Source organism: Pseudomonas sp. TE6288, from assembly GCF_054062095.1.
In genome coordinates this window covers 313725-336680 of record NZ_JBSSEW010000001.1, presented here as the reverse complement: position 1 = coordinate 336680, position 22956 = coordinate 313725, and the positions used below count along the sequence as shown (strand labels likewise).

The following is a 22956-nucleotide window of genomic DNA, read 5'->3' as shown; positions in this document are numbered from 1 at the left end:
CGGTGTTCCGGCCTCACAGGCACTGTTCACCAGCCTGCTGAACTACCGCCACAGCGCGGCTGGCGGCACGGAGCAGGCCCAGGCCTGGCAGGGGATCGAACTGCTGGCCGCCCATGAGCGCAGCAACTACCCGCTGGTGGTCAGCGTCGACGACCTGGGGGATGGGTTCGCCCTGACCGTGCAGGCGGTGTCGGCCGTGGACGGCGGCTTGGTCTGCCAGTTGTTGCAGGAGGCCCTGGCTCGCTTGGTCGAGGCATTGGCGGATACCCCGGCAATGCCACTGAGCCGGCTGCATGGCTTGCCGGAAGCCGAGCGCGAGCGGGTGCTGCGCCAATTCAACGCCGGCGGGCGCGACTACCCACGTGATCTGCCCGTGCATGTGTTGTTCGAGGCGCAGGCCAAGGCCAGCCCGGATGCGCTGGCGGTGGCCCATGGCACAAGGCGCTGGAGTTACCAGGCCCTCGACCAGCAGGCCAATCGGCTGGCCGGGTATCTGCTGGAACTGGGCGTGCGTGCCGGTGATCGCGTGGCCTTGTTGCTGCCACGCTCCTTCGACCTGCTGGCGGCCCAGCTGGCGGTGAGCAAGTGCGCGGCGGTGTTCGTGCCGCTGGACGGCAATGCCCCGGTCGAACGCCAGGCGTTCATGGTCGGCGACAGCGGGGCGGCGCTGCTGCTGACCCACAGCGACCAGCCCGAAGTGGCGGGGGCGCGCCGGGTCGAACTCGACCGGCTCGACCTGAGCACCTATGCGGCCGCGCCGCTGGGGCTGGCGGTGGACGCCGGCAGCGCGGCGTACATCATGTACACCTCCGGCTCCACCGGCATGCCGAAAGGCGTGCAGGTGCCGCACCGGGCCATCGTGCGGCTGGTGATCAACAACGGTTTTGCCGACTTCAATAGCCAGGACCGCGTGGCGTTCGCCTCCAACCCGGCGTTCGACGCCAGCACGCTGGAAGTCTGGGCGCCGCTGCTCAACGGCGGCGCGGTGGTGGTGATCGACCAGGACCAGGTGCTGTCGCGCCAGGGCCTGCGTGAGGTGCTGCTGGAGCAGGGCGTCACGGTGCTGTGGCTGACTGCCGGGCTGTTCCACCAGTTCGCCGACGACCTGCTGCCGGCGTTCCGTGGCCTGCGCTACCTGATGGTCGGTGGCGACGTGCTGGACCCGGCGGTGATCGCCCGGGTACTGCGTGACGGCGCGCCGCAGCACCTGCTCAATGGCTACGGCCCGACCGAGGCCACCACCTTCAGCACCACCCACGAAATCACTGCGGTGGGTGAGGGCAGCATTCCCATCGGCAAACCGATCGGCAACAGCCGTTGCTACGTGCTCGATGCCCGCCAGCAACTGCTGCCGGTGGGGGCGGTGGGCGAGCTGTATATCGCCGGCGACGGCGTGGCCCTGGGTTACCTGGGCCAGCCGGAGCTGACGGCCGAGCGCTTCCTGCCGGATCCGTTCAATAGCGGCACGATGTACCGCAGCGGTGACCTGGTCAGCTGGCAGGCCGACGGCACCCTGCGTTACCTGGGCCGCGCCGACCAGCAAATCAAGCTGCGTGGCTTCCGTATCGAGCTGGGCGAGATCGAGGCGCGTCTGGGCGAATGCCCGGGCGTGCGTGACGCGGCGGTAATCGTGCGCGAGGACGCGCCGGGGGACAAACGCCTGGTGGCGTACTTCACCGGCGAGGCCCCGGCCATCGGCGAACTGCACGAGCGCCTGCAAGGCGTGCTGCCGGACTACATGCTGCCGTCGGCTTATGTACGTCTGGACGCGTTGCCCCTGACCGCCAACGGCAAGCTCGACCGCCGTACGCTGCCGCAGCCAGGCAGCGAGGCCGTGGTCAGCCGCGCCTTCGAGGCGCCGCAGGGCGAGGTGGAGACGGCACTGGCCGCGATCTGGGCCGAGGTGCTCAAGGTCGAGCAGGTCGGTCGCCACGACCACTTCTTCGAACTGGGCGGCCACTCGCTGCTGGCGGTGAGCCTGGTCGAGCGCATGCGCAAGGCCGGCCTGGCTGCCGACGTGCGCGTGCTGTTCGCCCAGCCGACCCTGGCCGCGCTGGCGGCGGCGGTGGGCGCTGGACGAGAGGTGGCCGTACCCGAGAACCGTGTCCCCCACGATGCGACCCGGATCACCCCAGAGATGCTCAGCCTGATCGAACTGGACCAGGCCAGCATCGACCGCATCGTCGCCAGCGTGCCGGGCGGCGCCGCCAATGTGCAGGAGATCTATCCGCTGGCGCCGTTGCAGGAAGGCATCCTCTATCACCACCTGAGTGCGGAGCAGGGTGATCCCTATCTGCTGCAGACCCGCCTGGCCTTCGACAGCCTGGAGCGGCTGCAAGCCTGTGCCGGTGCCTTGCAACAGGTCATCGACCGCCACGATATCTTGCGCACTTCGGTGGTCTGGGAAGGTTTGGCGGAGCCGGTGCAGGTGGTCTGGCGCCAAGCCCGCCTGGACGTGCACGAAGTCACTGGGCTGGGCGAGGAGGCGGTGATCGAGCGCCTGCACGATCATTTCGACGCACGTTCGCAGCGCCTGGACCTGACCCAGGCGCCACTGCTGCGCCTGACCTACGCCATGGACCCGGCCGGGCAGCGCGTGGTCGCGGTGCTGCACTTCCATCATCTGGCCCTGGACCACACGGCGATGGAGGTCATTGTCCATGAAATGCAGGCGTTGCTGTCCGGGCGCCAGCACCTGCTGAGTCCTCCTGTGCCGTACCGCACCTACGTGGCCCAGGTGCGCCTGGGCGCCGCGCAGGCGGGGCACGAAACGTTCTTCCGCGACATGCTCGGCGATGTCGAGGAGCCGACCCTGCCCATGGGCCTGGCCGATGTGCAGGGCGACGGGCGTGATATCGAGGAAGCCCGCCTGCCACTGGACCCCGCCTTGTCGCGCCGGGTGCGCGAACAGGCGCGGGCGCAGGGTGTCAGTGCCGCGAGCCTGATGCACCTGGCCTGGGCCCGCGTGGTGGGCGTGCTGGCGGGGCGTCACGACGTGGTGTTCGGCACCGTGCTGATGGGCCGCCTGCAGGGCGGCGAGGGCGCCGACCGTGCGTTGGGCGTGTTCATCAATACCTTGCCGTTGCGCATCGACACGGCCAAGGGGGCCAGTGACGCGGTGCGGCTTACCCACCAGCGGCTGTCGGCGCTGCTTGGCCATGAGCACGCGTCGCTGGCCTTGGCCCAGCGTTGCAGTGGCGTGGCGGCCTCGTCGCCGTTGTTCAGTGCGTTGCTCAACTACCGTCACAGCCCGGTTGATGTGACCGCGGCTGATAGCGACAGCTTCCAGGGCATGCATCAGCTGGGCGGCGAGGAGCGCAGCAACTATCCGTTGACCCTGAGCGTGGATGACCACGGCGAAGGCTTCACCCTCAGTGTGCTGGCCCTGTTGGGTATCGGCGCCGAGCGGGTCGCGGGCTGGATGAACTCGGCGGTGGCCGGGCTGGTCCTGGCGTTGGAGCAAGATGGCGCGGTGCAGGTCGACACATTGCCCATCCTCGATCACACAGCGCAGGTCCAAGTGCTCGAAGGCTTCAATGCCACGGCTGCGAGCTACCCGAAAGGCCACACCGTGCATGCGCTGGTCGAGGCCCAGGCGCCCGAGGCGCTGGCCGTGGTACAGGGCGAGGTGAGCCTGAGCCATGGCGAGCTGAACCAGCGCGCCAATCGTCTGGCCCATTACCTGATCAAGCGTGGCGTGGTCCTGGGGGATCGCGTGGCGCTGTGCCTGCCGCGCGGTCCGCAGCGGCTGGTGGCGATGCTGGCCGTGCTCAAGGCCGGCGCGGCCTATGTGCCGGTCGATCCGGGTTATCCGGCGGAGCGTATTGCCTATCTGCTCAGTGACAGTGCGCCGACGCTGGTGCTGGTCGAATCGAGCACTGAGTCGCTGGTGGACGCGGTGGCCAAGGTCGCACTGGATGGCGATGACTGGCTGGACCAGGCCGATGACAATCCGGTTGTCCAGGGCCTGGACGAGCATCAGCTGGCCTATGTGATCTACACCTCCGGTTCCACCGGCCAGCCCAAGGGCGTGATGGTCGAGCACCGCACCCTGGCCAACCTGGTCCACTGGCATTGCCAGGCCTTTGGCCTGGGCGCCGGCAGCCACACCTCCAGCGTCGCCGGCTTCGGCTTCGACGCCATGGCCTGGGAGGCCTGGCCGGCGCTGTGCGCCGGGGCGGTGCTGCACCTGCCGCCGGCGCACATTGGCGGCGAACATGTCGACGAACTGCTCGACTGGTGGCTGCAGCAACCGCTGCAGGTCAGTTTCCTGCCGACGCCGGTGGCCGAGCAGGCGCTGCGCCGCGAACGCCAGCACCCGACCCTGCGCACCTTGCTGGTGGGCGGCGACCGCCTGCGCCAGTTCGACCGCGATCCGGGCTTCGTGCTGGTCAACAACTACGGCCCGACCGAGACCACGGTGGTCGCGACGTCCGGTCAACTTCAGCCGGGTGGCGCGCTGCATATCGGCAAGCCGACCGCCAATACCCGCGTCTATGTGCTGGATGCGCAGCGCCAACCGGTGCCGGTCGGCGTGACCGGCGAGCTGTACATCGGTGGCGCGCAGGTGGCCCGCGGCTACTTCAACCGCCCCGACCTTACCGCCGAGCGTTTCCTCGACGACCCGTTCGCCGCTGGCCGTATGTACCGCAGCGGCGACCTGGTGCGCTGGAACGTCGACGGCACCCTGGACTACCAGGGGCGCAACGATGACCAGGTGAAGATTCGCGGTGTGCGGGTCGAACTGGGCGAGATCGAGGCCGCGCTCAAGGCCCAGCCGGGCATCGCCGATGCCGTGGTGCTGGTGCGCGACGAGCGCCTGCTGGCGTGGTTTACCGAAGCGGCAACGGTCGATATCGAGCGCCTGCGCGAGGGCTTGCAGGCCAGCCTGCCGGCGCATCTGCTGCCGCAAGCCTTGGTGCGCCTGGACGCACTGCCACTGACCAACCACGGCAAGCTGGATCGCAAGGCGCTGCCGGATCCCGACCCCTCGGCCCTGGTTCGCCAAGCCTATGTCGCGCCGAGCGGTGCTTGCGAGGTGGCAATAGCCGCGATCTGGGCCGAAGTGCTGGGTATCGAGCAGGTCGGTCGCCACGACAACTTCTTCGAGCTCGGCGGCCACTCGCTGCTGGCGGTCAACCTCACCGCGCGCCTGCGCCAAGCGGGTCTGCAGGCCGACGTGCGCACCCTGTTCGGCCAGCCGACAGTGGCGGCGCTGGCGGCGACCCTGGGCCAGGGCCGCCGGGTCGAGGTCCCGGCCAACCGGATCCCGGCCGGCTGCACCCGGATCACCCCGGACATGCTGTCACTGGTGGATCTTGAACCGGCCGCCATCGAGCGCATCGTCGCCACGGTGCCGGGCGGCGCGGCCAACGTGCAGGACATCTACCCGCTGGCGCCGTTGCAGGAGGGCATCCTCTACCACCACCTCAGCTCGCCGGAGCACGACCCCTACGTGCTGGCCTCGCGCATGGCGTTCGCCAGCCAAGAACGCCTGCACGCCTTCGTCGATGCCCTGGGCAAGGTGATCGCCCGCCACGACGTGCTACGCACCTCGGTGCTGTGGGACGGCCTGCCGCAGGCGGTGCAGGTGGTGTGGCGCCAGGCCGCTCTGGCGGTGTTCGAGGTGGCGGATGAAGCCGCGGTGCCGCACGCCCTGGCCCTGGAACAGGCCCCGCTGGTGCGCCTGTACCACTGGCCGGACCCGCAAGGTCCAGGGTTGCTGGCCGCGTTGCAATTCCACCATATCGTCCTCGACCATACCGCTCTGGATGTACTGGGCCGCGAGCTGGTCGGTTACCTGCAGGGCGCAGCGGTGCCCGCCGGGCAGGGCGCGCCGTACCGCAACTACGTGGCCCAGGCGCGCCTGGGCGTCAGCCAGGCCGAGCACGAGGCATTCTTCCGCGAGCAACTGGGTGATATCGACGAGCCGACCTTGCCCTACGGCCTGGGCGACGTGCAGGTCGATGGCCAGGGCATCGAGGAGGCCCAGCTGTGGCTGGACGAGACCCTGTGCGCAGACCTGCGGCAACAGGCCCGGCGGTTGGGTGTCAGCGTCGCCAGCCTGTTCCACCTGGCCTACGGCCGTCTGCTGGCCGCCACCAGCGGCCGCGACAGCGTGGTGTTCGGCACCGTGCTGCTGGGCCGGCTGGAGGCTGGCGAGGGCGCCGAACAGGCCTTGGGCATGTTCATCAACACCCTGCCGCTGCGCCTGGACCTGCGCGCCACGACCTTGCTGGACGGCGTGCATCAGACCCAGCAGCGCCTCAGCGCCTTGCTCGCCCACGAACATGCGTCGCTGGCCCTGGCCCAGCGCTGCAGCGGCGTACCGGCGCCGGCGCCACTGTTCAGCGCGATGCTCAACTACCGTCACGGCACCCAGGCGGACGAGGCCCAGCGCCTGGCGCTGCAGGGTATCGAGACCCTGCAGAGCAATGAGCGCAGCAACTATCCGCTGAGCCTGAGCGTGGACGACATTGGTGCAGGCTTCCGTCTGGTGGCCCTGACCCCGGCGGCGGTCGGCGCCGCGCGGGTCTGTGAGCAACTGCGACAGGTGCTGCAGGCAATGGTCGAAGCGCTGGCATGCGAGCCACGCCAGGCGTTGCTGAAACTGCCGGTGCTGTCGCTCGATGAGCGCCGTCAGCTGGTGCACGACTGCAACCGCACGGCGCGGCCTCACGACCTGACCCAGACCCTCCAGGCGCTGTTCGAGGCCCAGGCCCTGCGTACGCCCGAGGCCGTGGCCATCTGCGCGGAGCAGGGTGAGCTGAGTTTTATCCAGCTCAATGCCGAGGCCAACCGCCTGGCTCACCACCTGATCGCGCTGGGCGTGCAGCCCGACGACCGGGTGGCGATCTGCGTCGAGCGCGGCCTGCCGCTGCTGGTCGGCCTGCTGGCGATCCTCAAGGCCGGTGGCGCCTACGTGCCGCTCGACCCGGACTATCCGGCCGAGCGCCTCGGCCACATGCTCGCCGACAGCCAGCCGCGAGCGTTGCTGGTGCAACAGGCCACCCGCGCCCTGGTGAGTTCGTCGGCGACGTTGGTCGACCTCGATCAGCCGACGTGGGGCGACCTGCCGGACAGCAACCCGCAGGTGCCTGGCCTGACCTCGCAGCACCTGGCCTATGTGATCTACACCTCCGGCTCTACTGGCGTGCCCAAGGGGGTGATGGTCGAGCACCGCAACGTGGTCAACCTGGTGCACTGGAGCGCCGGGCTGTTCCCGAGCGAAGGCGCGGTGCTGCACAAGACCCCGGTGAGCTTCGACGCCTCGGTGTGGGAGCTGTTCTGGCCGCTGTGCACGGGCCTGCGCCTGGTGCTGGCGCGCCCGGATGGCCAGCGCGACCCGCAGTACCTGGCGGGGCTGATCGAGCGGCAACAGGTCAAGGTGGTGCAGTTCGTGCCGGCCTTGCTGCAGCAGTTCCTCGACGAGGACGCCAGCGCCGCCTGCGCCAGCCTCACCGACATCGTCTGCGGTGGTGGCGAGCTCACCGAAGCCCTGGCCCGCCAGGTACGCGAGCGCTTGCCGCAGGTGCGCCTGCACAACGTCTATGGCCCCACCGAGACCACGGTGGATTGCAGCGTCTGGACCCTGGAGGCACGGGACCCGCTGCCGTCGGGCGCATTGCCGATTGGCCGGCCGATCGACAACACCCGCCTGTACGTCCTCGACGCCCACGACCAACCGGTGCCGTTCGGCGTTGCCGGTCAGTTGCACATCGGCGGGGCCGGGGTGACGCGGGGCTACCTGGGCTTGCCGGAGCAACAGGCCGAGCGTTTCATCGCCAGCCCGTTCGTGGCAGGTGACCGCTTGTACCGCAGCGGCGACCTGGTGCGCCAGCGTCCCGACGGCGTACTGGAGTTCCTCGGCCGCACCGACCACCAGATCAAACTGCGCGGCCTGCGCATCGAACCGGGCGAGATCGAGGCCTGCCTCACTCGTGTGGCCGGGGTGCGCGAAGCCGTGGTGCTGGTGCACGACACCCAGCCGGCCGGCCCGCGCCTGGTGGCCTATGTCACCGGCGACGTGCCGCCGGCCGAGGCCTTGCGCGAAGCGTTGCTCGGGCAACTGCCGGAATACATGGTGCCCGCACTGTTCATTCCGCTGCCGGCCCTGCCGCTGACCGCCAACGGCAAGCTCGACCGCAAGGCGCTGCCGGCAGCTGACCTGCCGAGCCGCGACTACGAGGCGCCGGCCGGCGATACCGAACAGCTGCTGGCGCGGATCTGGAGCGAGCTGCTGGGCGTGGAGCGGGTAGGGCGCCATGACAACTTCTTCGAACTGGGTGGCCACTCGCTACTGGCGGTGACCCTCACCTCGCGCCTGCGCGAAGCGGGCCTGGAGGCCGACGTGCGCAGCCTGTTCGAACACCCGACGCTGGCAGGCTATGCCGCCATCACAGACAGAATGGAGATCGTCCTGTGAGCATCAACGAACTACTGGCGACACTGACCGCCAACAATGTCCAGCTGGCCCTCAAGGATGGCCAGCTGGTGGTCCAGGGCAATCGCCAGGCCCTGACCGACACGGCCCTGGTGGCACGCTTGCGCGAGCACAAGCCGGCGCTGGTCGCCCTGCTGGAGCGCGGTGAATACGTGGCGGCGCGCCAGGGCAGCGTCGAAGTGCCGGAGAACCGCATCCCCGCCGATTGCGAGCGCATCACGTCCGCCATGCTCAGCCTGGCCGACCTCGACCAGGACAGCCTCGACCAGCTGGTCGCGGCCATCCCCGGCGGGGCGGCCAACGTGCAGGACATCTACCCGCTGGTGCCGCTGCAACAGGGCATGCTGTTCCACCACGCCAGTGCCGGCGAGCATGATCCCTATGTGATGCAGGCGCGCTTCGTGTTTGCCGACAGCAGCCGGGTCGAGGCCTTCGCCCAGGCGCTGCAAGGGGTGATCGAGCGGCACGACATCCTGCGCACCTCGGTGCACTGGAAAACCCTGGAAACGCCGCTGCAGGTGGTCTGGCGCAAGGCCCGGCTGCGTGTCGTGCAACTGGCTCCCGGCGCGTTGCCCGACACTGGCTTCGACCTGACCCAGGCCCCGCTGATCCGCCTGCAGTGCCAGGCGCCGGAGCCCGGCGGGCAGGTCCACGCCACCCTGCAGTTCCACCACGTGGCCATGGACCACAGCGCCCTGGAAGTGGTGCGCCACGAAATGCTCGCCTTCCTGCTCGGCGAGAGTGCCCATCTGGGCCGGCCGGTGCCGTTTCGCAACCACGTGGCCCAGGCCCTGCTGGGCGTGAGCGAGGCCGAGCACGAGGCGTTTTTCCGCGACATGCTCGGGGGCGTCGATGGGCCGACCCTGGCCTATGGCCTGGGCGATGTGCAGGGTGACGGCGCGGCGCTGGACGAGCACGCCCTGGATCTCGACCTGGCGTTGTGCCGCGACCTGCGCAGCCAGGCGCGGAGCCAAGGGGTGAGCGTCGCCAGCCTGTTCCACCTGGCCTGGGCGCGGGTGCTGGGTGGCCTGACCGGGCGCGAGCAGGTGGTGTTCGGCACCGTGCTGATGGGGCGCCTGCAAGGTGCCGAAGCCACCGACCGGGCGCTGGGCATTTTCATCAATACCTTGCCGCTGCGGGTCGACCTGGATGCCGTCGACCTGCCCACGGCGATCAAGGCTACCCACCAGCGCCTGAGCACGCTGATGCGCCACGAGCATGCGCCCCTGGCCCTGGCCCAGCGCTGCAGCGGCGTGGCGGCACCGACGCCATTGTTCAACGCCTTGCTCAACTACCGCCACAGCGCGCCCTCGGGTTCCGAGGCGGTGCGCCGGGCAGGCTGGGCAGGTATCGAGATCGTGCATGCCGCCGAGGCCACCAACTACCCGTTGACCTTGAGCGTCGACGACTTCGGCGAAGCCTTCCGCCTGACCTTGCTGGCCAGCCCCGAAGTGCCGGCGCAACGCGTCTGCGCCTATCTGGAGCAGACCCTGCGCAGCCTGCTCGCGGCCTTGGTGCAAGCACCCGCTGTTGCCGTCCGCGCGTTGCCGATACTGCCGGACGAAGAGCGCGAGCACATACTGGCAGCCTTCAACCAGACCCCCGGCGCCACAGACACGCATGGGCCGTTGCACCGGCGCATCGAGGCCGTGGCCCAGGCCCATCCGCAGGCCCTGGCCGCCACCTGTGACGACCAGTCGCTGAGTTACCAGCAGTTGAATCAGCTCGCCAATGCCCTGGCCCATCAGCTGATCGGCCTGGGCGTGCGCCCCGACGACCGGGTGGCGGTGTTCGCCCGGCGCGGCCTGGACACCCTGGTCGGCCTGCTCGCGGTGCTCAAGGCCGGCGCCGCCTACGTGCCGGTGGACCCGGCACACCCCGACGAGCGCGTGCGTTACCTGCTGGATGACAGCGCGCCAGTGGCCGTACTGACCCAGCAGGCGCTGCGCGGCCGCCTGGGCACAGGCGCGGTGCCGGTGCTGGCACTCGACCAGCCGGACTGGCCGGCGCGCTGTGACGATCCCCAGGTGAGCGGCCTGAGCCCGGCGCACCTGGCCTATGTGATCTATACCTCAGGCTCCACCGGCCAGCCCAAGGGGGTGATGGTCGAACACCGCAACCTGAACAACCTGGTGGACTGGCACTGCCGCGCGTTCGACCTGTGCCAGGGGCGTCACACCTCGAGCCTGGCCGGCTTCGGCTTCGACGCCATGGCCTGGGAAGTCTGGCCGGCGCTGTGCGCGGGGGCGACCCTGCACCTGGCCCCGTCCAGCGAAGGCCACGAAGACCTTGACGCGCTGCTGGCCTGGTGGCGCGCCCAGCCGTTGGATGTCAGTTTCCTGCCCACGCCGGTGGCCGAGTATGCCTTCAGCCACCAGCTCGAACACCCGACCCTGCGCACCTTGCTGATCGGCGGCGACCGCCTGCGCCAGTTCAACCGCACCCAGACCTTCGCCGTGGTCAACAACTACGGCCCCACCGAGACCACCGTGGTGGCCAGCTCCGGCGTGGTGGAGGCGGGCGGCGCCCTGCACATCGGCGGCGCCGTGGACAACGCCCGCCTGTACGTGCTCGATGCGTACCTGCAGCCCGTGCCCCTGGGTGTGCCCGGCGAGCTCTACATCGGCGGCGCCGGGGTCGCCCGCGGCTACCTGGACCGTGCGCAACTGACCCGCGAACGCTTCCTCGACGACCCGTTCAGCACGACACCCGGTGCACGCATGTACCGCACCGGCGACCTGGTGCGGTGGCTGGCCGACGGCACCCTCGATTACCTGGGCCGCAACGACGACCAGGTGAAGATTCGCGGCGTGCGCATCGAACTGGGTGAGATCGAAAGCCGCCTGAACGGCTTGCCGGGCATCGGCGAGGCGGTGGTGGTGGCCCGCGAGGACCAGCCCGGCCAACCGCGGCTGGTGGCCTACTTCACCGCCCAGGCGGGCCTGGAACCGGCCCAGCCTGAGCAACTGCGCGGGCAGTTGCTGGCCCATCTGCCGGAATACATGGTGCCGGTTGCGTATGTGTCGCTGGACGCACTGCCCCTGACCGCCAACGGCAAGCTCGACCGCCGTGCGCTGCCGGCGCCTGAACGATCGGCCCTGTTCGAGCGCACCTACGTGGCTCCCGAAGGCGAACTGGAAGAGGCCCTGGCCCAGGTGTGGGGCGAGCTGCTGCACGTGGAGCGGGTTGGCCGGCATGACCACTTCTTCGCGCTGGGCGGGCATTCGCTGCTGGCCATGCGCATGGTTTCCCAGGTGCGGCTGCGCCTTGGCGTGGAACTGGCCCTGGCCGACCTGTTCGCCAATCCCGAGCTGGCGGCGGTGGCCCAGGTGCTGGCCGGCGCCGGGCGCAGCGAGCTGCCAGCGCTGGTCGCGGTGCCTCGGGAGCAACCCTTGCCGCTGTCGTTTGCCCAGCAACGCCTGTGGTTCCTCGCTCAACTGGAAGGCGGCAGCCAGGCCTACAACGTGCCGCTGGCGTTGGGCCTGCGCGGAACACTGGATGCCGACGCGCTGGAGGCCGCCTTGCTGCGCATCGTCGCGCGCCACGAGAGCCTGCGCAGTCGCTTCGTGCCCTGTGGCGACAGTGCCGAGGTGATCATCGCCGCGCCCCCGCAACCCGGCTGGCTGCAGCGCCGGACGCTGGCGCCGCAGGCATTGGCCGGGCACCTGCGCGACGAGGCCGCCGCCCCCTTCGACCTGACGACGGGGCCGTTGCTGCGGGCCAGCCTGCTGCGCCTGGGTGAGGCGCACCATGTGCTGCTCCTCACCGTGCACCATATCGTCGCCGATGGCTGGTCCCTCGGCGTGCTGACCCGCGAATTGAACGCGCTGTACCCGGCGCTGCGTGAGGGCAAGGACGACCCGCTGCCGGCGCTGGCCATCCAATATGGCGACTACGCCGTGTGGCAGCGGCGCTGGCTGGCCGGTGAGCAACTGCAACGCCAGGCCAACTATTGGCGCCAGGCCCTGGACGGCGCGCCGACGCTGCTGAGCCTGCCCAGCGACCGGCCACGACCGGCGCGCCAGGATTTCAGCGGCGCCAGCCTGGCGCTGCAGCTGGATGCGCGCCTGGGGGCCGGCCTGCGGGCCTTGGCCCAGCGACACCAGGTGACGCTGTACATGGTTATGCTCAGCGCCTGGGCCGCCACCCTGGCCCGGCTTTGCGGGCAGGCCGAGGTGGTGGTGGGCTGCCCGGTGGCCGGGCGCGGGCGCGCCGAACTGGAGCCGTTGGTAGGTCTGTTCGTCAATACCCTGGCCCTGCGTATCGATACCGCGGGCGCGCCGAGCACCGAGCGCCTGCTGGCGCAGGTCAAGGCCCGCCTGCTCGACGCCCAGGCGCACCAGGACCTGCCCTTCGAGCAGGTGGTGGAGATCGTCCGGCCGGCGCGCAGCCTCGGCCATACCCCGTTGTTCCAGACCACCCTCAACTGGCTGGCCACCGAGGGCGCCGCGCGGACCCTGGCGGGGCTGCAGCTGGAAGGCGTGGAACAGGTCGGCCAGGTAGCCAAGTTCGACCTGTCGCTGAGCATGGGCGAGCAGGGCGAGGCACTGGTCGGCAGCCTCGAGTACGCCACAGCGCTGTTCGATGAAAGCACCGTGCGCCGCTTCGCCGGTTATTTCGACAGTATGCTGCGCGCCATGCTGGCCAATGACCAGGCGCCGCTGGCCGAGGTCGAACTGGTGGGCGGGGCCGAGCGCAAGCGCCTGCTGGACACCTTCAATCGCAGTGCCCTGGCGTTCCCGAACGGGCAGACGGTGCATGGCCTGGTCGAGGCCCAGGCGGCCCGCGCACCGCAGGCACTGGCCGCCAGCCAAGGCGACATGCCCCTCTCCTATGGCGAGCTGAACCTGCGCGCCAACGCCCTGGCCCATTACCTGATCGGGCAAGGTGTCGGCCCCGACGAGCGGGTGGCCGTGGTGGCCCGCCGAGGCCTCGACACCCTGGTGGCGTTGCTGGCGGTGCTCAAGGCCGGTGGCGCCTACGTGCCGGTGGACCCGGCGCACCCGGACGAGCGGCTGCGCTATCTGCTCGAGGACAGCGCCCCGGTGGTGGTGCTGGCGCAGCAGGCGTTGCTGGTGCGCCTTGAAGGGCTGGGCGTGGCGGCGCAGGCACTGGACAGGCCGCACTGGCCGGAGCGTGCGGACAACCCCGAGATCCCCCGCCTGCTGGCCAGCCACCTGGCCTATGTGATCTACACTTCCGGCTCCACCGGCCAGCCCAAGGGCGTGATGGTCGAGCACCGCACCCTGGCCAACCTGGTGCACTGGCACTGCAAGGCCTTCGAGCTGGGCGCGGGGGATCACACCGCCAGCGTCGCCGGCTTCGGTTTCGACGCCATGGCCTGGGAAGTATGGCCGGCGCTGTGCGCCGGGGCGGTGCTGCACTTGCCACCAGCGCAGTTGGGCAACGAGCAGCTCGACGGTCTGCTGGCCTGGTGGCTGGAGCAACCCCTGAAGGTGGCGTTCCTGCCGACCCCGGTGGCCGAGTACGCCTTCACCCAGGGGCTGCGTCATCCGACCCTGCGCACCTTGCTGATCGGCGGCGACCGCCTGCGCCAGTTCACTAGCGACCCCGGCTTTGTCGTGGTCAACAACTACGGCCCCACTGAGGCGACCGTGGTCGCGACCTCTGGCCTGGTGCTGCCGGGCGGCGTGCTGGACATCGGCCGGCCGATCGCCAATGCCCGCGTGTACCTGCTGGATGATGCGCGGCAGTTGGTGCCGTGCGGTGTGGCCGGCGAACTCTACGTGGGCGGGGCCGGTGTGGCCCGCGGCTACCTGAACCGCGCAGACCTGAGCGCCGAGCGTTTCCTCGAAGATCCGTTCAGCGAGGTGCCCGGCGCACGCATGTACCGCACTGGCGACCTGGCGCGCTGGAATGCCGACGGCACCCTGGACTACCTGGGCCGTAACGACGACCAGGTGAAGGTGCGCGGCCTGCGCATCGAACTGGGGGAAATCGAGGCGCAGCTGCTCGCCCTGGAGGGGGTCGCCGAAGCGCTGGTGGTGGCCCGCGAGGACCAGCCCGGGCAGCCGCGGCTGGTGGCCTACTACATTGCCGGCGCCGAGGCGCAGCCGGTCGGTACCCTGCGTGCCGCGCTGCAACAACGCCTGCCGGCCTACATGGTGCCGGCGGCGTGGGTACAACTGGATGCCTGGCCACTGACCGCCAACGGCAAGGTCGACCGCCGGGCCCTGCCGTTGCCCGAGCGCGAAGCGGACAGCCAGGCCTACGAGGCCCCGGCAGGGGCCTTGGAGGTTGCCCTGGCCGAGCTGTGGTGCGAGCTGTTGCAGCTCAAGCGGGTGGGGCGTCAGGACCGCTTCTTCGAGTTGGGCGGTCATTCGCTGCTGGCCATGCGCATGGTGGGCCAGGTGCGCACGCGGCTGGGCCTGGAGCTGTCGCTGGGCGAGCTGTTCGCCGACGACCGCCTGCTGACGGTGGCGGCGACCCTGGCCGAGGATCGCCACGACGTGCTGCCGGCCATCGAGCCGGCGCCGCGCGGGCAGTCCCTGCCGCTGTCGTTCGCCCAGCAACGGCTGTGGTTCCTGGCGCAGATGGACGATGCCAGCGCCGCCTACCATATTCCCCTGGGCCTGGCCTTGCGCGGCCCGCTGGACCGCGAGGCCCTGGAGCGGGCGCTGGAGCGCATCGTCGAGCGCCACGAGAGCCTGCGCAGCCACTTCACCCAGACAGGCGCCGAGGCGCGGGTGCGGGTGGCGCCCGGACGGGGCGGCTTCGCCCTGGCCTGGCATGACCTGCGCGGCGCGGCGCAGCAGTTGCCCGAGCTGATGCAGGCCGAGGCGATGCTGCCATTCGACCTGGCGCACCAGCTGCCGGTGCGCGGCCGCCTGCTGTGCCTGGCGGCGGACCACCATGTGCTGTTGCTGACTTTGCACCATATCGTTGCCGACGGCTGGTCGATGGGGGTGTTCACCCAGGAGCTGGCGACGTTGTACCAGGCCTTCAGCGAAGGCCGCGACGACCCGCTGCCGGCGCTGGCGATCCAGTACGGCGACTACGCCCTGTGGCAGCGTCGCTGGCTGAGCGGTGAGGCCTTGCAGCGCCAGGGCGACTACTGGAGCCAGGCCCTGGCCGGTGCGCCGGTGCTGCTGACCCTGCCCACCGACCGGCCACGACCGGCCCGTCAGGACTACCTTGGCGACCGCGTAGAAGTGCGCCTGGATCGGCGCTTGAGCGAAGACCTGCGGGCGCTGTGCCTGCGTCATGGGGTCACCCCGTTCATGCTCTTCGCCGGCGCCTGGGCGGTGTTGCTGGCGCGCCTGTCCGGCCAGGCCGAGGTAGTGATCGGCACCCCGGTGGCCAACCGCCGGCAGGCCGAGGTCGAGGGGCTGATCGGCTTGTTCGTCAACTCCCTGGCGCTGCGCATCGATACCGCCGGCAGCCCCGATGTCGGCGCGCTGCTGGCCCGGGTCAAGGCCTGCGTGAGCCAGGCCCAGGACCATCAGGACCTGCCGTTCGAACAGGTGGTGGAACGCTTGCACCCGCCGCGCAGCCTGGCCCACACACCGCTTTACCAGGTATCGCTGGCGTGGAACGGTGTGCCGGGCGAGGCCCTGCGCCTGGGTGGGCTGCAGCTGGAGGCGCTGGGTGGCACGCAGACCTTCGCCAAGTTCGACCTGACCCTGAGCCTGGGCGAGACCGCCGACGGCTACGGCGGCGCCCTGGAGTTCGCCACCGCGCTGTTCGACCGGGCGACCATCGAGCGGCACCTGGGTTACCTGGAGCAACTACTCTGGGCGATGGCGGGCAGCGACCAGTCCGTGCCGGCGAAGGTCGAGCTGCTCGGCGCCGCCGAACGTCGCCAGGAACTGGTGGCCTGCAACGCCAGCGAGCGGATCGGCGGCCTGCAGCAACCGCTGCACGCGCTGTTCGAGGCGCAGGTGGCGCGTACGCCGCAGGCCATCGCGGTGCAGGCCGAGGACGGGCAACTGACCTACGCCGAATTGAATGCGGCGGCCAACCGCTTGGCCCACCGCCTGATCGAACAGGGCGTGGTCGCCGACAGCCGGGTCGCCGTGTGTCTGGCGCGGGGGCCACGGTTGCTGGTCGGGCTGCTGGCGGTGCTCAAGGCCGGTGGCGCCTACGTGCCGCTGGATCCGGGCTACCCGGATGAGCGCCTGGCGTACATGCTCGAAGACAGCGCGCCGCTGGCGTTGCTGGTGGATGCCGCCAGCAACCGGCGCTTCAGCGACAGCCCGGTGGCGCGGCTGGACCTCGACCAGCCGGACTGGACCGAGCAGTCGCCGGACAATCCACAGGTGCCGGGCCTTGGCGCCCGCCACCTGGCCTACGTGATCTACACCTCCGGCTCCACCGGCACGCCGAAAGGGGTGATGGTCGAGCACCGCAGCCTGTGCAACCTGGTGCACTGGAGTTCGCGGCTGATCGCCCCGAGCGCATCAGGTGCGCTGCTGCACAAGACCCCGGTGAGCTTCGATGCGTCGGTATGGGAGCTGTTCTGGCCGCTGTGTGCCGGCCTGCGCCTGGTGCTGGCGCGCCCGGATGGCCAGCGCGACCCGGACTACCTGGCGGCGCTGATCCAGCGCCAGCGGGTCAGCGTGGTGCAGTTCGTGCCCGCACTGCTGCAGCAGTTCCTCGCCCTGGAGGCCAGCGCGGCCTGCGACAGCCTCACCGATGTGGTTTGTGGCGGTGGCGAGCTGACTTCGGCGTTGCTGCGCCAGTTGCGCGAGCGCCTGCCGCAGGTGCGGCTGCACAACGTCTACGGCCCCACCGAGGCCACCGTCGACTGCTGCGTCTGGACCCTCGAGCCCCGGCAGCCCGTGCCCGAAGAGGCGCCACCGATCGGTCGGCCGATCGCCAACACCCGCCTGTATGTGCTCGACAGCAACGGCATGCCGGTACCGCGGGGCGTGGTGGGCGAGTTGTACATCGGTGGTGTCGGCGTGGCGCGTGGCTATCTGGGCCTGCCGGCGCTGGAGGCCGAACGTTTCGGCGCCAGCCCGTTCGTGGTCGATGAGCGCCTGTACCGCAGCGGCGACCTGGTGCGCCGCCGCGCCGATGGCGAGCTGGAATTCCTTGGTCGCAACGATTTCCAGGTGAAACTGCACGGTCTGCGCATAGAGTTGGGCGAGATCGAGGCCTGCCTGGCCAGCCATCCGGGTGTGCGCGAAGTGGCGGTGCTGCTGCGCGGCGAGCGCCTGGTCGCCTGGTTCACGGCCGACGATGCGGTGCCGGGCGTGGCGGTATTGCGCAAGCATGCCCAGGCGCGCTTGCCGGACTACATGGTGCCGTCGGCCTATGTGGCATTGCCGGCCATGCCATTGACGGCCAATGGCAAGCTCGACCGCCAGCGTCTGCCCGACCCTGGTGCCGACGCGGTGCTCAGCCGTGCCTACGAGGCGCCGCAAGGCGAGGCCGAGCGCCATCTGGCGGCGCTATGGGCCGAGTTGCTCAATGTGCCGAGGGTAGGGCGCCAGGACCATTTCTTCGAGCTCGGTGGCCACTCGCTGCTGGCCGTGACCCTGATCGCCCGCTTGCGTGCCGAGGGCCTGGACGCGGACATCCGCGTGCTGTTCGCCGAACCGACCCTGGCCGCCGTGGCCGCGACCCTGAGCCAGCATGGCGGAAGCCGGGTGCCGGCCAACCGCATCGGCAGTGATTGCCGGCGCATCACGCCGGACTTGCTGCCGTTGGTGGCGCTGGAGCAGTCGCACATCGAGCGGATCGTCGATCAGGTGCCTGGCGGTGCCGCCAATGTACAGGACATCTATCCGCTGGGGCCGTTGCAGGCGGGGATCCTCTATCACCACCTGGCCAGCGAGGGTGACGATCCCTACCTGCTGCAGGCGCGTTTCGCGGTGGCCGACCAGGCTCGGTTGGAGGCGTTGCGCCAGGCGCTGGACCAGGTGATCGCCCGGCACGACATCCTGCGTTCTTCGTTGTACTGGGAAGGTCTGGCGCAGCCGGTGCAGGTGGTATGGCGCCAGGCGGCGTTGCCCGTGCAGGAACTGGCCGCGGATGAGCCGATCAGCCTGCGCCTGGACCTGACCCGCGCGCCGCTCCTGCGCCTGGTGCACCGCCAGGACCCGAGCAGCGGGCGGATCACCGCCACCTTGCTGTTCCACCACCTGGTCATGGATCACGTGGCCCAGGACGTGTTGCGCGCCGAACTGGAGGCCTGCCTGCTCGGCGAGCAGCTGCGCTTGCCGCCGCCGGTGCCGTACCGCAACTACATCGCCCAGGTGCTGCAGGGTGCCGGCGAGGCCGAGCATGAGGCATACTTCCGCGAGCAGTTGGGTGATATCGACGAGCCGACCCTGGCCTACGGTCCGCATCCGCTGGCCCACGCCGACGCCGTGGCCGAAGCCCAGCACTGGCTGGACGACGAGCTGGCGCGGCGGGCCCGCGAACAGGCGCGGCTGCTGGGTGTGGGCGCGGCCAGCCTGATGCACCTGGCCTGGGGCCTGGTGCTGGGGCAATTGTCGGGGCGCGACAGCGTGGTGTTCGGCACCGTGCTGCTTGGTCGCCTGCAGGGCGGTGAAGGCATGGAGCGGGCCTTGGGCGTGTTCATCAACACCTTGCCGCTGCGCCTGGACGTGGGCCGCCTGCCGGTACGTGAGGCGCTGCTCGACACCCACCGCCGGCTGACCGGGCTGTTGGTGCACGAGCATGCGCAACTGGCCCTGGCGCAGCGCTGCAGTGCCTTGCCGCCCGGTGCGCCGCTGTTCAGCGCCTTGCTCAACTACCGCCACAGTGCCGCCGCGCTGGCCCATGACACTGCCAATGGGCGTGCCTGGCAGGGCATCGAGCTGCTGCATGCGCAGGAACGCAGCAACTACCCGCTGGCCCTGAGCATCGACGACCTCGGGGAGCGCTTCAGCCTGACCGCGCAGTGCGCGGCGGGCCTGGACGCCCGGCGGCTGTGCGGTTACCTCGAGCAGGCTCTCGCACACCTGGTCGAGGCCCTGGCACATGATCCCGAGCAAGGCCTGGAGCGGCTGGACATCGTGCCGGCCGAGGAGCGTCGTCGATTACTGGATTACAACGCCACGCAACGCGCCTACCCCAGGTCGGTGCCCGTGCACCGCCTGTTCGAGCAGCAGGTGGCGCGCCATCCGTTGGCGCTGGCGGCGCTGCATGACGAGCGCCAGCTCACCTACGCCGAGCTCAATGAGCAGGCCAACCGCCTGGCGCACTGGTTGATTGGCGAGGGGGTGGCGGCCGGCGATCATGTGGCGATCCTGCTGCCTCGCTCGCTGCCGTTGCTGGTCGCGCAGTTGGCCGTGCTCAAGTGTTCGGCGATCTACGTGCCGCTGGATATCAACGCCCCGGCCGAGCGCCAGGCGTTCATGGTCCAGGACTGCCAGGCCGCGGTGTTGCTGACCCTTGGCAGCCTGGCCGCGGATTGCGAGGCGCGGCGCATCGACCTGGACTGCCTGGCGCTGGACGAGCAGCCCACGCACAACCCGGGCCTGGCCCAGGAGGCCGACGCGGTGGCGTACGTGATGTACACCTCCGGCTCCACCGGCACGCCGAAAGGGGTGCGGGTGACCCATCGCGGCATCGCCCGGCTGGTGCTGAACAACGGCTATGCCGACTTCAACGCCACGGACCGTTTCGCCTTCGTCGCCAACCCGGCGTTCGACGCCGCGACCATGGATGTCTGGGGCGGCCTGCTCAACGGAGGCCAGGTGCTGGTGATCGATCACCAGACCCTGGTCGAGCCGACGCAGTTCGCCGCCGCCCTGCGCCAGGGCGGCGCCAGCGTGATGTTCGTCACCACGGCGCTGTTCAACCAGTATGTGCAACTGATCCCCGAGGCGTTGGCCGGGCTGCGCATCCTGTTGTGCGGCGGCGAGCGCGGCGAGCCCGCCAGCTTCCGCGCCTTGTTGGCCCAGGCGCCGCAGTTGCGCCTGGTGCACTGCTATGGGCCCACCGAGACCACCACCTTCGCCACCGCCAGTGCGGTGCGGGCGGTGGTCGACGGCGCCGAGCATGTGCCGATCGGCGGCCCGATCGGCAACACCACGGCCTATGTCCTCGATTGCCACGGGCGCTTGCTGCCCGAGGGCGTCACCGGCGAACTGTACATCGGCGGCGACGGCGTCGCCCTCGGCTACCTGAATCGTCCGCAGCTGACCGCCGAACGCTTCCTCGACGATCCATTCGCCGCAGGTGCCGGGGCGAGGTTGTACCGCACCGGTGACCTGGCCCGCTGGCGCGAGGATGGCCAGTTGGAATGCCTGGGCCGCACCGACGACCAGGTGAAGATCCGCGGCTTTCGCATCGAGCTGGGCGAGGTCGAGCAACACCTCACCCAGTGCCCGGGCCTGGAAGAGGCCGTGGTCATGGCCCTGCGCCTGGAGCAGGGGCCGTTGCGCCTGGTGGCGTGGTACACCCGTACCGACATGGCCCTGGACGGTGCGGCGTTGCGTGCTTTCCTGCGCGATCGGTTGCCGGAGTACATGCTGCCGGCGGCGTTCGTCGCACTTGAGGCGCTGCCGCTGACCAACAACGGCAAGGTCGATCGTCGGGCCCTGCCACTGCCGGGCGCGCAGGACCTGGCCGTGGCGGTGTTCGAGGCGGCGGTGACGCCGGTGGAGCAGGCCTTGGCGGCGCTGTGGGCGCAGGTGCTCGAGGTCGAGCGAGTCGGGCGGCATGACAGCTTCTTCGAGCTGGGCGGGCATTCGCTGTCGGCGATCCGCCTGGTGGGCGAGATGCGCCAGGCTGGCCTGCACACGACCCTGGCCCAGTTGTTCCAGCACCCGACCATTGCCGCCCTGGCGCCGCTGCTCGACGAGGTGGCGGCCGAGGACGAGGCGCAAGGCCTGGTCACGGTGCGTGCCGCAGGCAGCCAGCCTGCGCTGTTCCTGATCCATGAGTTCAGTGGCCTGGACCTGTATTTTCCGGTCCTGGGGCGGCATATCGAAGGTGATTTCCCTATCTATGGGCTGGCCGGCGTCGCCGTCGGGCAGGTGCAATTGAACACCATGGAGTGCCTGGCTGCGCGCCTGGTGCGGCAGATTCGCGCCGTGCAGCCACACGGGCCGTATCGCCTGGCCGGCTGGTCGTTCGGCGGTGTGCTGGCCTACGAGGTAGCGGCGCAATTGCTGGGTGCGGACGAGCCGGTGGCCTTCGTCGGCCTGATCGACACCTACGTGCCGCGCCTGAGCGACCAAGGCAAGGCGCGCTGGCAAGGGCCGTATCTGGTGCAAGCGCAGTTGCTGCTGCATTGCCGCGTGCACTGGCAGGCGCAGGGCGAGGCGGGGGCTATGCAACTGGCCGAGATCGAGGCGTTGCAGCCGGGCGCATTGCCCTTCGAGGCACTGCTTGCCTACTGCCGTGAGCGGCAGTTGCTGGTGCCCGGCCTGGCCCAGGCCAGCGATGGACAGTTGCGCCACTTCTTCGAGCGTCACCTGGCCCATGGCCATGCCCTGGCTCACTATCGCCTGGCGCCGTTGCCGGTGCCGCTGCACTTGTTCATCGCCGAACAGCGCAGCGCCGGTATCGTCACCGACAGCCCGAGCCTGGGCTGGGCCGAGGCCTTGCCTGGGCAGGAGCTGAAGTGCCTGAGCGTGCCGGGCGATCACCAGAGCATGGTCCAGGACCCGCAAGCCGCCGTGCTCGGCCAGGCCATCGCCCAGGCGATGCAGGCCGCGTCGGCGCTCGCGCCGGCGGCGCACCAGCCGCTACTGGCAATCCAGAGTGGCGTGCCGGGCCATGTGCCGGTGTTCTGCGTGCCGGGCGCCGGCGACAGCGTGACCAGCTTCATCGGCCTGGCCGAGGCGCTGGGGCCGGACTGGCCGGTGCATGGCCTGCAGGCGCGTGGCCTGGCTGCGGGTGAAGTGCCCCATTGCTCGGTCGAGGTGGCTGCGGCGTGCCATGCCCAGGCCATCGAGGCGCTGTACCCCGAAGGACCGTTGAACCTGGTCGGGCACTCGTTCGGTGGCTGGGTGGCCCATGCCATGGCGATACGCCTGCAGGCCAAGGGGCGCGAGGTGCGCTCCCTGACCCTGATCGACAGCGAGGCGCCGGGCGCGGGGGGCAGTTGCGGCAAGCCGTACACCTATACCCAGGCCCTGCAGCGGCTTATCGAGTCGTTGCAACTGTCCACCGGCAAGTCATTGGGCATCGAGCCTTTAGCCTTCGCCGAAACCGACGATCAGGGGCAGCTGCGCCAGTTGCACGCGGCGATGGTACGGGTTGGCCTGATGCCGTCGCGCTCCTCGCCGCAGGCGCTCGAAGGCGTGGTGCGCACCTTCGCCACGGCGCTGCGCACGGTGTATCGCCCCGAGGGTGGCTTCAATGGCTTGGCGCGGCTGGTGCTGGTGGCCGATCCGAGCCTGGACGCCGCCGGCAACCAGGGCGAGCAACAGGCCATGGAAGACGGTTGGCGTGAATGGCTGCCGCAGCTGGAGGTGTGGCAGGGGCCAGGCAACCATTTCAGCATCCTCAAGGTGCCGGATGTGTTCAGCCTGGCCGCCTGGTGGCATGACGGGCAGGCCCTGTATCACAGCAGGGTGAAGCAGTAA

At 69.9% G+C, this 22956-nt stretch carries 2 protein-coding genes (1 of these 2 cut by a window edge); both read left to right on the top strand.

Annotated features, from left to right (window positions below; all coding sequences use genetic code 11):
- A protein-coding gene (locus ACVWY1_RS01570; protein ID WP_457377688.1) for a non-ribosomal peptide synthase/polyketide synthase crosses the window boundary here: on the top strand, positions 1-8425 show its 3' portion. Its footprint begins 17027 nt before the window's first position; the window shows 8425 of its 25452 coding nt (coding positions 17028-25452); the start codon falls outside the window, past its left edge; it ends in the stop codon at positions 8423-8425.
- Positions 8422-22956, top strand: coding sequence for an amino acid adenylation domain-containing protein (locus tag ACVWY1_RS01565; RefSeq protein WP_457377687.1), 14535 nt, complete (start codon positions 8422-8424; stop codon positions 22954-22956). The genes ACVWY1_RS01570 and ACVWY1_RS01565 overlap by 4 nt, the downstream gene beginning before the upstream one ends.